The sequence below is a fragment of the Aurantibrevibacter litoralis genome, from assembly GCF_034651555.1.
Classification (GTDB): domain Bacteria; phylum Bacteroidota; class Bacteroidia; order Flavobacteriales; family Flavobacteriaceae; genus Aurantibrevibacter; species Aurantibrevibacter litoralis.
Window position 1 is genome coordinate 40,218 of the sequence record NZ_JAYEEQ010000006.1, and the last position, 14,998, is coordinate 55,215.

Sequence of the window (14,998 nt, forward strand, 5' to 3'; positions counted from 1 at the left end):
TAACGCCCTTAAGAAAAGCATCTAAATTTTACGAAAAACTGAGCTTACCTCGTTGATTATTTAATGCCTATTTGATACTAAAATCTTCATTATGTGCCTCGATCCTGAAGGAAGTACTAAAGATTTATTAGATCTACCCTTAAGGCCGGGGCAAAAAGTGAAGAAATGGAGTCAGAATGAACAACGATTTGGCTTAAAAAGGAAATAGTCCGCCCAATCACTGACGGACTATTTACTCATGATAACTAAAAACAACAATCAACTAACTTTCAAAACCTAAATAGTGAAGAATGAAAATTAAATTTATGCTTATAAATATACTACAAATAGATTTAAAAAACTATATACCAAGGCTTTAGGAGCAAACAAAAACGTTTTCGTTAAAATAAAAAACGTTTTCGTGTTAACAATTTTTATCTTTAAAACAGGACGTTTTAGGTATTAAGATTTCTATATTCGTGAAATAACGAGGTATTTTTTATAAAATTAGGAATAAGGACACCTATAAAATGTGTAACACCTAGAGGAATAAGTATCGTAGGGATTTCCATTCCTGTGCTGGGCGCAGTTGAAGCATGACCGCTTAAACATAAAGGCAATGAAAAAACAAATTACATTAAAACAATTAGCGCGCGAGTTGGGTGTTTCCATTTCTACGGTTTCAAAGGCTATTCACAACAGTAAAGAAGTTAGCCAGGATACTCGAGAAAAAATTCAGGCGTTCGCAAAATTCTATAACTACCGTCCCAATAATATTGCCCTTAGTCTTAAAAACAAATGCACCAAAACCATTGGTGTAATTATTCCGGAAATTGTACACCATTTTTTCAGCACGGTTATTTTTGGCATAGAGCAGGTAGCCAATGCTAAAGGATATAATGTTATTGTATGTCTTTCGGATGAATCTTTTGACAAGGAAGTAATTAATATGGAACTGTTGGCCAATGGAAGTATTGATGGATTTATTGTTTCGCTTTCCAAAGAAACACTAGCTAAAAAAGATTATCATCATTTTCTGGAAATTTTGGACGAAGGCATCCCTGTGGTCCTTTTTGACCGTGTTACAGCCGAAATACAATGTGATAAAGTAATTATTGACGACACCCAGGCCGCCTATGAAGCGGTAAATGTACTTATCCGATCCGGTTGTAAAAAAATTGCACTGATCACCACGGTAGATTACCTGAGTGTGGGCTATCTGCGTACTTTAGGATACCAAAAGGCTTTAAAAGAAGCGGGCATCGCCTATAATGAACATTTAATTGTAAAAATAGAGGATACCGAAAATTGCAAAGAGGGTATCGCTGCCTTATTTGAGCGAGAAACCTTTGATGGTGTTTTTGGGGTTAACGAGTTTTTTGCGGTAAACGCCATGAAAATGGCTCAAAATTTGGGCTATACTATTCCCCATGACATCGCTTTTATTGGATTTACAGATGGTCTGCTGTCGCAATGTACTGTCCCGGCATTGAGCACTGTGGCACAAAACGGTCAGGACATGGGTAGGGTGGCTGCTACTATGCTGATCGATACATTGGAGAAGGAAAATGAGGAAGAGGCGTGCCGTACCCAAATTATAAAAACAGCCATCATTGAACGGGAATCAACAGCAGTGCAACGAAGTAATACACCATAAACTCCAGATACCCGTAAGAAAATGAACCGAATTAAGAAAGTTTTGGTATAATTTAGACCTTGTTTGCGCTATTCTATCGATAATGCGCAACATATTCCTTTTAGTTTAACTTTTATTTACTATTTTTAATAAAAACGCAAACGATACCAAAAAAATATGTTGAAACAGCAACGAGTGGTTATAGAAAATGTACAACCACAACTACAATGCGGAACTTTCTTTATTAAAAGAACGATTGGGGAAGAGGTAAGCGTTACCGCCGATATTTTAGCCGATGGCCATGACGTTATGCAGGCCGAAATTTGGTTTAAACACGAAAAAGAAGTGGATCGCCAACAGCGACGCATGAAACATCTGGGTAATGATTTTTTCGAAGCTTCCTTTACCACCGACAAACAAGGTTTTTACGAGTATGGCATTAATGGATGGGTAGACAATGCCCTGAATTGGCAGCATGGCATACAAGCCAAATTAAAAGATGGGCAATACGTAAAAAGCGAATTATTAGATGGTGTTCAATATCTGGAACAGGTATTACGGCACAACCCCGAGGAAGATCGAGGTTATTTGGAGAATTTAATCGGTTTTTTTCAGGATGAAAATGCCTATGAGGTGGCTATTGATCATGCTGCATCCAAAAAACTGCACAAACTTTTTTTAAAATACCCTGAACGGAATTTGGTAAGCACTAGCCAAACCCTAAAAGTTTACGTAGATCGAAAAAAAGCAAATTTTAGTACGTGGTACGAGTTTTTTCCGCGATCTGCCGCGCCGGAAAAGGACAAGCACGGTACCTTTAAGGATGCCGAAGCCTTGTTGCCACGCATTGCTCAAATGGGCTTTGATGTGGTCTATCTGCCACCCATACACCCTATTGGGGAGGTGAATCGGAAAGGTAAAAACAACACTACCGAGGCGCTTGAAGGTGATTCCGGTGTACCTTGGGGTATTGGCTCCCGGCATGGCGGACACAAATCCATTCACCCGGAACTGGGCACTGAAGCCGACTTTAAGCACTTTATTGAAAAAGCAAACGAGCATCATATTGAAATTGCTATGGATTTGGCTTTTCAAGCTGCGCCGGACCATCCGTATATTAGTTCCAATCCAGAATGGTTTCGAAAAAGACCCGATGGCACCATGCAATATGCCGAAAATCCACCCAAAAAATACCAAGACATTGTTAACTTTAATTTTGAAACCACCGCCTATAAGGCGTTATGGGAAGAATTGCGAAGTGTTGCGCTCTATTGGGTAGAAACCTTTGGTATTCGTATTTTTAGGGTAGACAACCCCCATACCAAACCCTATTATTTTTGGAACTGGCTTATAAGTGAAGTAAAAACAAAGCACCCCGATGTGTTGTTTTTGGCCGAGGCTTTTTCACGTCCCAAGGTAATGCAACAGTTGGCAAAACAAGGTTTTACACAGTCTTACAGCTACTTTACCTGGCGGGTACACAAGCAAGAACTTATAGATTATATGGTAGAACTTACGCAAACAGAAATGCGGGAGTATTACCGACCCAACTTTTGGCCCAATACGCCGGATATTAATCCATATCACCTGCAAGGTGCCAATGAAGCCATGCATCTGTTACGTTATGCGTTAGCGGCCACCATGAGCAGCAATATCGGTATTTATGGCCCTGTATTTGAGTATATGGTTAGCGATTCCATGCCTGGCAAGGAAGAATACTTAAATTCTGAGAAGTACGAAGTGTACCATTGGGACTGGTCTATAAAAAATAAACTTACCTATATCATTACCAAAATAAATGAGGCAAGACACGAACATGCTTCCCTACAACAGACCTGGAACATTAAGTTCTGCCATATAGAGAACAATTACCTTATTGCGTATTATAAATGGAACGACGATAAAACAGATGAAACACTCACGATAATTAATTTGGACGCCCACCATTCGCAAAACGGCATGCTGCAGTTACCGTTAGAGACTATGGGAATCTCTAGAGGACAAACTATAACCATGCACGATGTAATTACAGATAACGAGTATGTATGGGCCAGTGAATGGAACTATGTAGAATTGCACACGGCGCTACCCTTTCATTTGTTTCATATAAAGCATTAATTATGGCAAAAAAGAGTCAAGAAAACGATAAAGTAGTACAGCCGCCCTACTCTTTTAATGTGGTTTGGGAAGAATTGCTAAACGATAAGAACTTCATCAAAGTATTTCTTTCAGATGTTTTGCAAGATTATATCCTAAAACAACGATGGTATGGTGGCAAGTCTAGCAAGATTAAATATATAGAACTCTCCGAATATTTTAGAATACAACAAAAAAGCGAAATGTATTATGGGCTGTTGTTAGAAGTTAATTTCGTAGAGGCTTTTTACCAACATTATTTTCTTCCTATTGCTTTTGTTACCGACGAAAGTTTTGCCGAAAAGGATCGCATCTTGTCCTTAACGGTAAATGGGCAACAAGGATTTATCATAGATGCCCTTAATTTGGAAGCTTTTCGGAAATTGGTTTTCGAAAGAATTAGGACTGCCATACCCAACGACACGACCAAGGTTCAATACCATAAAAGTCTTTACTTTAAGGACGCCGAATATGTATCGTCTCGGTTTATGGGATTAGAACAAAGCAATACGTCCATTATTATAAATGATAAATCCGTGATAAAATTCTTTAGGAGGATTTATGCCGACAAAAATCCGGATTATGAAATGAGTCGGTTTTTATCGGAGCGCAAAGAGTACAAAAATACACCCGCCTATTTAGGAAGTATAAGCATCATCGACAGTGATAACGACAACATTACCATTGCCTTAATGCAAGAACTGGTAACCAATCAGGGCGATGCATGGGAATTTATGCTATCGCAAACCGATAAGATCTTTGGCAATCTAAAAAACAAACATATCCAAATAGATCGGCTTCCAAAAATTGCGCTGTTCCAAAGAATGCAAATACGAGATGTGCCTCCCGAAATTATCGATTGGGCCGGACTGAATATCTTCATTAAACTACAAACCTTAGCCAAAAGAACAGCCGAAATGCATATTGCATTGGGTTCAGAATTTGAAGATACCTCCTTTACCCCAACCCGTTTTAACGGAGATTACGAGGTTTGGTTAAAAAACCGACTCTTATACCAGTTTCAAAATCGCCTGAATATCGTTGAAAATAACTTACACCGACTGGAAGGCCGTGCGTTGGAACTGGCCAATGTGTTTCTGGAACGTAAAAATGAGATACGAAAGAAATTTGTAAATTTCGATTGGACCAAATTAAAGGGCGAACGCATACGTGTGCACGGGGATTACCATTTAGGACAAGTATTGGTACAAGGTGATGATTTTTTTCTGCTCGACTTTGAAGGGGAGCCCGAAAGTACAATTCGAGACCGAAAAGTAAAACAGCCACCCTTAAAAGATGTTGCCGGCATGTTTAGATCGTTTCATTATGCCATTTACGCTACCATTTTTAGCAACGGCGAAAACTATGCCTACACTCAAGAGGAACTCTTTAAAGCCGGGGAAATACTTTATCGCTATTTTATTGGGGTTTTTTTAGAGACCTACGTAAGCCTTATTCAAAAAGAAAATCTTAATATTGGCTATAATCAGGAGCGTATTTTTATACTAAAGTATAGTATGCTAGAAAAAGCCGTTTACGAATTGGGCTACGAAATGAACTCCAGACCGCTTTGGGCTGTAATTCCTTTAGAAGGCATTATGAATATTATAAATGAAAACAACTAACGAAAGCAATATGGGCAAAGTAATACCACATAGTTTATTCTCAGAATTTGATATTAATCTATTTAAAGCAGGAAAACATTACCGCCTCTACGATAAGTTAGGCTCTCATCTTATTGAAGTAAATGGTGAAAAAGGAACCTATTTTGCCGTATGGGCACCATCGGCAAAGGCTGTTAGCGTTATAGGCGATTTTAATTACTGGCTTGAAGGGGATCATAAATTGAATGTCCGCTGGGATGGCAGCGGTATTTGGGAAGGGTTTATTCCGGGTTTAGACAAAGGAACCTTGTACAAATACAAAATTCACTCGCACAACTATGATGTTAAGACCGAAAAAGCAGACCCCTTTGCGCGGTATTGTGAAAAACCACCAAATACGGCTTCGGTGGTTTGGGATGCCCCTTATCAATGGAAGGATAAAAACTGGATGGGGTACCGGCAGGACAAAAATGGTCTAGACAAACCTTATTCGGTCTATGAAGTGCATCTTGGTTCATGGAAACGTAAAAATGGTGACCAATTCCTCTCGTATGTAGAACTCGGTGACGATTTGGTGAACTATGTTAAGGAAATGAACTTTACCCACGTAGAGTTTATGCCCATCATGGAGTACCCCTACGACCCTTCTTGGGGATACCAACTTACCGGTTATTTTGCCCCCACCTCCCGTTTCGGAAAACCCGAAGATTTTAAACTATTGGTCGATAAATTGCACCAAAACGACATTGGCGTTATTCTGGACTGGGTACCCTCGCACTTTCCGGAAGATGCACATGGGCTCGGGTTTTTCGACGGATCGCACTTGTATGAACATCCGGATCGAAGAAGAGGCTACCACCCGGATTGGAAAAGCCTTATTTTTAATTATGGTAGAAATGAAGTGCGCGCCTTTTTAATAAGCAACGCCTTATTTTGGCTAGATCAATATCATGTAGATGCCCTACGAGTTGATGCCGTTGCTTCCATGCTATATTTAGACTATTCCAGGAACGAAGGGGAATGGGAACCCAATATCTATGGAAACAATGAAAATCTGGAAGCAATCTCCTTCATTCGGGAATTGAACGAAGAAATCTACAAAAGCTTTACCGGCGTACAAACCATTGCCGAAGAATCTACCGCCTTCCCCAAGGTTTCTAAACCGGTAAGTCTAGGTGGCCTTGGATTTGGGATGAAATGGATGATGGGCTGGATGCATGATACGTTGGAATATTTCAAAAAAGAACCCATTTATAGAAAATACCACCAAAACGAACTAACTTTTGGAATGACCTATACATTTACGGAGAATTTTATGCTGCCTTTCTCGCATGATGAAGTGGTGTATGGTAAACAATCATTGTTGTACCGAATGCCTTGTGACGAATGGCAACAATTTGGCAATTTACGGTTACTATACGGGTATATGTTTACGCATCCCGGAACCAAGCTTATTTTTATGGGTGGTGAATTTGGGCAATCTTCCGAATGGAATTTCCAAAATAGCCTAGATTGGCATCTGTTGCAGTACGATTATCACAAAGGAATTCAGCAACTCATCAAAGACTTAAATACCCTTTACAAAACCTATCCGGCACTCTATGAAAAGCAATTTAGTCCGGAAGGATTTCAATGGATCGACTATGGTGATAACGAAAACTCCGTGCTTACCTATATTCGTAAAGGGCACGATCCTAAAAACGATCTTATTGTAGCTTGCAATTTTACACCCATACCAAGAGAACATTACAGGGTAGGTGTGCACAGAGCAGGGCCGTTAAAAGAGATTTTTAACTCGGATAAAAAGGACTACGGTGGTAGTGGCATGACCAACAATAAAATTAAGGTAACCAAAACACCGTGGCACGGCCATGAAAGATCTTTTGAAATTACCATACCTCCCTTAGGAGTTGTTATTTTTCAATAAGAGGAAGGTCTTTTTAAAACGAAAGCATAAAGCCCATAACGAATATTTTGGGCTTTTTTTATGTGGGTTGTTTAGGGCTTTGTAAGCCCCATAAACAATAAGCAGGCTTATAACCACGTTTTCATAAAGCTGAATACTGCAGATGAATTAGTGTTCATGTCAACCTACAACAAAAGGCAACCTGTAATTTAAGCATAGTTGGTACAGCAGAAGACGGCGAAGTAGCAACGATGAAACCGATTTCGATTACGCTTATACCTGTTTTAGATTCGCATTCAACTAATGAGTACGATTCCGAGGTTGTAGGATTACTCAAAGTAAACCGTTATGGATTCATCAGACCCAAGGTACAAGGTATATGTTGTTAACATTGCGTTTCCAAAGGGTTAATTTTTTTATTCTAAAGGTGATAAGGACGCCATAAAACCCATTTTCAGCGTTTTAGTAGTCTTATTTAAGTGATTTTTGCGTATTTGCACCCTTTTTTTAAGTAAATCATCGAAAATATTTGAAAACCTATGAATTTTTATTAGGTATTTCTGTCGATTAATGAATGACCTTTGGGATATTAACCCTCAAAATCTTATCCCATGAAGAAGTCGTTAATCTACAAAGTGATCATTGGATGTATCTTAAGTATAACGTACATGCCATTACAGGCGCAGCAAAAGGTGATCCCCCGAGTACCCGATGCTGAAAGCCGCGAAACCAACAAAAGAATAGAAACCTACTTAGAACTCAAGCATTTGGGCTATACCGATCCCGAAATTTTCGAAGATTTGGGCAATGTAAGTTTTCTATCTCAGAATTATGAAACCGCACTTTTTTGGTATCAAAAATTAATGAATACCTCCCCTGAAAGCGCATTGCCCTCCGGATTTCATAAACGATTGCAATATGCCAGAACCATGGCAGACAACACCTATATGTCAGTAGCCAATGATCTTGATCAACGAGATTGGGTTGCCATGATAAGAGAAAACTACCAAACGGATAGCGAACGATCCAAAATTACACATGCTACTGCCCAGGAAAAGTACAGACCTTTGCCACTACCGGGTTTGCATGAAGAACGCACTGCGGAATTAGTACACTACAAAAGAGGTGCTACTGCAGACTTAAATGCCTTACCAAACAACAAAGGTATTTATGAAGCTCCGGTAGCTCTTACCGCCGATGGGAATACCGCCTACTACAGCAAAGGAGTATACGAGAAGCCCTTGTATGGCATTTTCTCTAAAAAGGAACTTGTTCATAAAATTTATAAGGCTCAAAAAGTAGCAGGCGAATGGAAAACAGTGAGCGTTCTTCAGGTTTGCCCAAAGGATTTTTCGGCCATGCATCCGACGATTTCAGAGGACGGTTCACAATTATTTTTTGCGTCTAACATGCCCGGAACCTATGGCGAATATGATATTTATGTGGTAACTATACATGATGATGGAACACATAGTAAAGCCATAAATTTGGGCCAAAAAGTAAATACAAAAAAGAACGATTTATATCCTAATATCGTTGGTGGCAACACCCTCTTTTTTGCCTCCGAGGGACGTAACGGCCTGGGTGGACTGGATGTGTACATGACCCGAATAAACGACAACAACGTAGAAATGGCTGTACATTTAGGAAGTCCTATTAACAGTGCAGAAAACGATTATTCTATTGTGCTGCGCACCGAAAGGGGTATGGGCTATGTAATGTCTAACCGCGGGGCAGACAAAGATACGATTCAGCAAGTAGCCTTTTCCTATGCAGGAAACCAACCCCAAGGCACTGGAGAATTACGAGACCTTCACCTACTAGATGTTTTGCACAGTGGTAGTAAGGTTGATTATTCTAGTTCTGTTTTCGAAGATCAATAAAACGACGTTTGGCATCCATCACTTTCAGCATTCTTTATTTGGTGTAGCAATGAAGTGATTTGCCATGGCAGTATGAGATCGCCAACAAAAACCGCGCAACAGGCATGTCACAAAAAAATAGAGTGCATCGCCAAAAACCGGAATGCTCCCGTTGGCACTACTTCACTTCCGCTTTAGTTATGGAAGTAAATTCACAGCAAAAAAAAATAAAATGAGCTATTCAATTCCCTCACGATATAAACTCTGTTTGCTTCTCGCAACGTACGTGTTGCTTTATCATCCCACTGCGTTCGCCCAAGAAGAAGTAGCAAACAACCGATCTACCAATACCTACCACAATCAATTGTATTTTAATAGGTATTTAATTAACCCCACTTTTTCCCTTGTGCGAGAAAACAAGTCGTATCTCAATATATTGCACCGTAACCAGTATGCTACTTTTGATGATAACAGTCAAAATTACTATCTAGGATTTAGCCATAGACTGAACGAACGCACCGCTCTTGGTATCGGCGTTTACAGTCAGTGGGAAGGTGTTATTCAAGAATTTGGTTTTAATGCTAATTACGCCAGTGCTGTTCGTCTTGGAGAAAAAAGCGCACTTACTTTTGGTGCCAATGTTACGTATTTTAATGTTGGTCTAGACAAAAACAGGGTAGTGGCTTCTGAAAATGACCCCGAACTATTGGCTGCCGGCAAAGAGAGTAAATTGGCTATACAGCCTGGACTAAGCCTATCGGTGGGTAAGTTTGATGTAGGATTGTATGCGCAAGACTTTGCACAATACAATCAAACGACAAATGAAATTACCACGAACATAAATGCAAAAAGCGTAAAAGGAACCCTGCAATACACCTATGAGCTTCAGGGGTATGGATTGTTCAAAAATGCCCGTTTAATGCCGTTGTTGCAAATAGGACAGAACCAAGATAATTCTATAGGATATTTAGGATCCTTATTGCTAGACATGCCCAAATTAGGCTGGTTACAGACCAGTTGGGACGATAGTTATGGCTTGTCTGCGGGATTTGGTTTTAACCTCAACGACACCATGTCGCTAGGATATCTTATGGAAAAAGATCTTGCCCAACAAGATGCGAACTTCGGATGGAACCATGAACTCTCACTGGCCTACACTTTTAAAAATAAAGAGGCTACCTCTACCTCTTATGCAATGGGTTCCGAAGACAGTAAAATAGATGGTATAGTGCGCAATTACGAAGAACAGATTCTGAAACTGCTGGCAGAAAAGGAAGCGCACAAATCGAAAACGAAAAGTAAGGACGCTGCTAAAGCAGCACCTGAGGATGCCTCAACGAATACCTTGGCCTATGAAAACCGTCTTATCCTCGATGAATTAATTCTTCGACAAGATTCCATTGAGGCTGCCCGTACTGCCGCTTTTGAACAACGCTTCGAGACGATATTCAGATTACTCCGAAACGACATACAAAACAACATTAAAAGTAATTTACAAGATATACAGACTGGTCAACAGACAGCCCTTGCTGTAACAGAAACGAAGTCCACAACCGACAAAAGCCGCGCCCAGCCCGTACAAGATGAATTTATAGAAGTACCCATTAAAGTACTTAACCAATCTGACATGGACGGAGTAAATACCGGATATTACGTGATTGCCAATGTTTTTAAAAATAAAAGTTATTTAAATGCCTTTATGAATAAATTAAAAAATGAAGGTTTAGAAGCTCGAAACTTCTACAACAAAGAAAATGGATTGCATTATGTGTACTTGGCCGACTTCCATTTTAGAAAAGATGCCGAAGTGGCTTTTCAGACCCATTTGAACGGACGCTATGAAGCAGAGAAATGGATTATGCAAGTAGATAATCCAGCAGCAACGGTGGCTAATAGTTACGAAGACGATGGTTACTCGCGTCGAAATTAAAAGATCTGGTTGTTAATAAAAAATTTCTTGAAACTGAATATCCCCGAGGCAAGCCATAGGGGTATTTCGCCAGTTTCATTTTGGCCTTTGGGCCAAAAACCGAAATTTTGTATTTCACCTCACCCGGAACTGCAAAAAGACAGTTCCGACCTCTCCAAAGGAGAGGTAAATAGGAAACCCCGACCCTTGGGTCGGGGAATCTTTAGATTGAAATTCAACTGAAACGATGGTATGTATGGTATGAGTAGGTGCTGCTATGAAACAAGTTATGCTAAAACGTATAATGCACAGGAGAATGATTGTTGGGGAGTAACATTCCTGTGCGGAGCGCAGTCTAAGCATGACCCATTTAATAGAATAGACATAAACACATGAAAAAGCTCTAATAGCGGAGACTTCACCCAACAAAATTCCCTGTTAAAAGCATAAAAATAGTTAAAAATTACTGATTATTAGCAGTTTACAAGAATTTACGTTATCCGTTCTTTAAAATGCCTTTATGTAGATTGTATTATTTGTTGGGTTGATCAAAGGAGGGGGGTCCGGGGGGACATTAGTGCCCCTCCTTTTTGTTTGCCCTTTTGCAGGCTATGCATTTCAACGAAATTTCTTACAAAATGGATTGAGTTGCTTATAAATTTTCTACATTTAATTGTATTTCTGTTTAAAAAAATTATTGTGTAACCCCAAATCCCCCCGGAATATGGAAAATTTTTACCTACAATCTACATGTTTCAACACTACATGCAGCAATTTAAATGCTAGAACAAACCGTAATCTTGTTCCTAGGCAAAACGCACTCCTATCGATCGCCCGCTATCTTTCCTTTTTACAAATGAAAATTTGTTTGGAGCAACGCTGATTTCTTGGCTGAACCTATGAAATAAATACCTGATATTTTATCGAATCTGCGTTGCGCAGCATTAAACAAAGCCTAATGCATTGCAGCATATATTATCGCGGGTTTTTGTGTAAAAGGCAGCTGTTTAGTGCTCCGTTCAGTGCTATTAATTTCATAGACCTCCCGCCTAATTCACGTGCTAATTGCCACAGGTTAACCTGGGTGTATTAATCGATTTACAATCATGTTTTATGGTCTGCGGAAATCCTTAAAATGATTTCCCTGTCTACCCTTTGCCCAAACACAACGGTAAATTCTGATTCTATGTCTATTATGTTCCTTAGGCTAGCCCATGCGCATCACTTATGTCATTAACTCAGGGTATACAGCGTGCTAACACCAAGGTATCCACACAAAAACTCACAAATTATGAAATCGAACATCTTAAACGTAATGATCATCGACAATGAAAAGTTGTATCACCAAGCCTACCGGTATTATTTTGAAAAGTACCGCGACTATTGTCTTGTGGGTCTATACGCATCTGTAGAAGATGCCCTAAAAGATTTTACCAAAATACAACCCGACATTATTGTATCTGAAGTATTTACGCCTCAACAAATTGGCCTACAAGGCATTCGTGCTTTTCGCAAAAAAGATAGGCACGTAAAAATTATTATGAGTAGTAATCAGACCGAATTTGATCTGGTAAAAAAAGCATTTAAAAATGGTGCCCATGGTTATATTACCAAACCGGTAAGCAAAAAAAGATTGCTACAGGCGCTAAATTCAATTAAATACGAAGGAGCCACCATGAGCAATGATATTATCCAAAAAGTAATATCAAACTTTCACCAAAAAAACTATGTGTCCTTTTCCGACAGAGAAAACCAAATTATAGATTATTTGTGCTCCGGTGCAACCTACAAACTTATTGCCGATAAACTATATATTACCCCAAGTGCAGTAAACTTTCATATTCAAAACATTTATTTAAAATTAAATGTAAATTCTAAATCTGAAGCTCTGTTAAAGTTGCAAGAAATGGATTAAATACAGTAATAAGACACCTAAGAATCGTATTTCTCAAGTTAATGAAACCAGATTCTTAGGTGTTTTAGATTGCTGTAATACCGAAACGACTCTAATACTCTTGGGGTATCCTTCATTTCTTCTTACCACTGTTCATGAACATGACTAAGGTAACAATAAGGGCAACGCACACCATGGCAAAAACGGCGATCATTATAATGCCATTGCCCCAATTTACTAACGGAAGTAGTGTATTTTGCATAATAGAAACGTATAAAATTATACCGACAAACTTAGATAAATTCAAAGAATCGCTTTATGATACAAATCAGCTTTAAGGTTTTAAGGCAGCTTTTTATACATTAATTCTAATACATACCTTCTGAGTTAAGATTTCTTGGAGTCGCCTTTAACCTTGCACGTACCAATACCGAAAATACCGTACAAAGGACAAAATCCAACAAGGCTTGTAAGTACAAAAACGGCGGCGACAGCCAATAGCACATACGCCAATGCGCCTTTTAAAATATCAAAATAAATTAAAATAGCAATGGACAGCGCCAACAAAACCCGTAGAATTTTGTCTAATTTTCCCATGTTTTTTTTCATGTGCTTATATTTATTTTTATAAATTGGAACACTCCTTTGACAGTACCATAAATCCTGATTGCTTTAAAGCAGGGAATCCACCTTCTATATTAATGAGATTATGTATTCCACGACTTTTTAAGATAGAAGCGGCTATAACTGAGCGGTATCCCCCAGCACAATGCACGTAAAAATCGTAATCAATAGGAAATTCATTCATAGAATCGTTAAGCGTATCCAAAGGTGTGTTTTGCGCTTCTTTGAGGTGTTCTGCCTCATATTCCGCAGTTTTTCGTACATCAAAAAGATTGGGGTTCTCGGCTTGCGCTCCTATTTTTACCGCATCGGAAGATACCGAATTTACCGTATCATACTCCTTACCCGCTTTTTTCCAGGCGTCAAAACCGCCTTCTAAATAACCAATAGTACCGTCGTACCCAACGCGCGACAATCTTGTAATGGCTTCTTCTTCTTTTCCATAAGGGGCAACCAACACTATCGGTTGTTCACTATCCGAAATTAAAGCACCTACCCACGGCGCAAAATCCCCATTAAGGCCAATAAAAATAGATCTTGGAATGTGCCCCTTTACAAAATCGTCCTGATGGCGCACATCCAAGACTAGGGCATTGGTATCATTTGCCGTCCTTTCAAAGGCATCGGGTGCTAAAGCCTTTGTGCCTCTTTGTAACACTTTGGCAATATCTTCATAGCCTTCTTTGTTCATTTTTACATTCAACGGAAAATATTGAGGCGGCGGAAGTAAACCCTCAGTAACTTCGGCTACAAATTCAGATTTTGTCATGTTCTCTCGTAAGGCGTAATTTATCTTTTTTTGGTTGCCCAAGGTATCTACTGTTTCCTTCATCATATGCTTTCCACATGCAGAACCGGCTCCATGAGCGGGATAAATAATAACCTCATCAGCCAAAGGCATAATCTTTTGGCGCAGACTATCAAAAAGGATTCCTGCCAAATCCTCTTTCGTCATATTCGCCGCTTTTTGTGCCAAATCCGGACGACCTACATCTCCCAAAAACAAGGTGTCTCCCGAAAACAAGGCATGGTCTTTTCCGTCCTTATCCCGAAGTAGATAGCAGGTGCTTTCCATGGTATGGCCGGGTGTATGCAGTACTTTAATCGTAAGATCGCCCAGCTTAAATTCAGCTCCATCTTCAGCAATAATTGCCTCAAAAGACGGATTGGCAGTAGGGCCAAACACAATAGGGGCACCTGTTTCTTTTGAAAGCGTTACATGCCCACTTACAAAGTCTGCATGAAAATGAGTTTCAAAAATGTACTTAATTTTGGCATTTGCTGCTTCCGCCTTCCGCATGTAGGGTGTCACCTCCCGCAACGGATCTATAATGGCCACTTCGCCATTACTTTCTATAAAGTAAGCTCCTTGAGCCAAACAACCGGTGTAAATTTGTTCTATATGCATAACGTATAATTTAAAATTCCTTTTTAGTTCTCATAGATTT

General features: G+C 39.5%; 10 protein-coding genes. 7 read left to right on the plus strand and 3 right to left on the minus strand.

The annotated features are described in order from the left end of the window. Positions 1–598 precede the first annotated feature (598 nt). The 7 genes from U1E44_RS06910 to U1E44_RS06940 all read left to right on the plus strand — a co-directional run bounded on the left by U1E44_RS06910 (position 599) and on the right by U1E44_RS06940 (position 12,947). Positions 599–1,636, plus strand: coding sequence for a LacI family DNA-binding transcriptional regulator (locus tag U1E44_RS06910; protein ID WP_322930331.1), 1,038 nt, complete (start codon positions 599–601; stop codon positions 1,634–1,636). A gap of 156 nt (positions 1,637–1,792) precedes the next feature. Further along, positions 1,793–3,733, plus strand: coding sequence for an alpha-1,4-glucan--maltose-1-phosphate maltosyltransferase (locus U1E44_RS06915; protein ID WP_322930332.1), 1,941 nt, complete (start codon positions 1,793–1,795; stop codon positions 3,731–3,733). Positions 3,734–3,735: 2 nt separating this feature from the next. Beyond that, the gene (locus U1E44_RS06920) at positions 3,736–5,376 is read left to right on the plus strand and encodes a hypothetical protein (RefSeq protein ID WP_322930333.1); all 1,641 of its coding nucleotides are present in this window, start codon (positions 3,736–3,738) and stop codon (positions 5,374–5,376) included. 10 nt (positions 5,377–5,386) lie between these two features. Then, the gene (glgB, locus tag U1E44_RS06925) at positions 5,387–7,282 is read left to right on the plus strand and encodes a 1,4-alpha-glucan branching protein GlgB (RefSeq protein WP_323673863.1); all 1,896 of its coding nucleotides are present in this window, start codon (positions 5,387–5,389) and stop codon (positions 7,280–7,282) included. A 590-nt stretch (positions 7,283–7,872) separates the two neighbouring features. After that, complete coding sequence (locus tag U1E44_RS06930) at positions 7,873–9,144, plus strand: TolB-like translocation protein (RefSeq protein ID WP_322930335.1); 1,272 nt, start codon at positions 7,873–7,875, stop codon at positions 9,142–9,144. A gap of 211 nt (positions 9,145–9,355) precedes the next feature. Next, positions 9,356–11,053 carry a PorP/SprF family type IX secretion system membrane protein gene (locus U1E44_RS06935; protein WP_322930336.1) on the plus strand — a complete coding sequence of 566 codons (1,698 nt, stop codon included), beginning with the start codon at positions 9,356–9,358 and terminating at the stop codon, positions 11,051–11,053. Positions 11,054–12,323: 1,270 nt separating this feature from the next. Further along, the gene (locus U1E44_RS06940) at positions 12,324–12,947 is read left to right on the plus strand and encodes a response regulator transcription factor (protein WP_322930337.1); all 624 of its coding nucleotides are present in this window, start codon (positions 12,324–12,326) and stop codon (positions 12,945–12,947) included. Positions 12,948–13,059: 112 nt separating this feature from the next. Here the strand turns inward: U1E44_RS06940 and U1E44_RS06945 are convergent, their stop codons facing one another. The 3 genes from U1E44_RS06945 to U1E44_RS06955 all read right to left on the minus strand — a co-directional run bounded on the left by U1E44_RS06945 (position 13,060) and on the right by U1E44_RS06955 (position 14,958). Continuing rightward, positions 13,060–13,188: a hypothetical protein gene (locus tag U1E44_RS06945; RefSeq protein WP_322930338.1), complete on the minus strand. Its 129-nt coding sequence runs from the start codon at positions 13,186–13,188 to the stop codon at positions 13,060–13,062. A 125-nt stretch (positions 13,189–13,313) separates the two neighbouring features. Then, on the minus strand, positions 13,314–13,535 hold the full coding sequence (locus U1E44_RS06950) for a YgaP family membrane protein (protein ID WP_322930339.1): 222 nt from the start codon (positions 13,533–13,535) through the stop codon (positions 13,314–13,316). Positions 13,536–13,551: 16 nt separating this feature from the next. Next, positions 13,552–14,958, minus strand: a complete 1,407-nt coding sequence (locus U1E44_RS06955) for an MBL fold metallo-hydrolase (protein WP_322930340.1) — start codon at positions 14,956–14,958, stop codon at positions 13,552–13,554. Positions 14,959–14,998 lie beyond the last annotated feature (40 nt).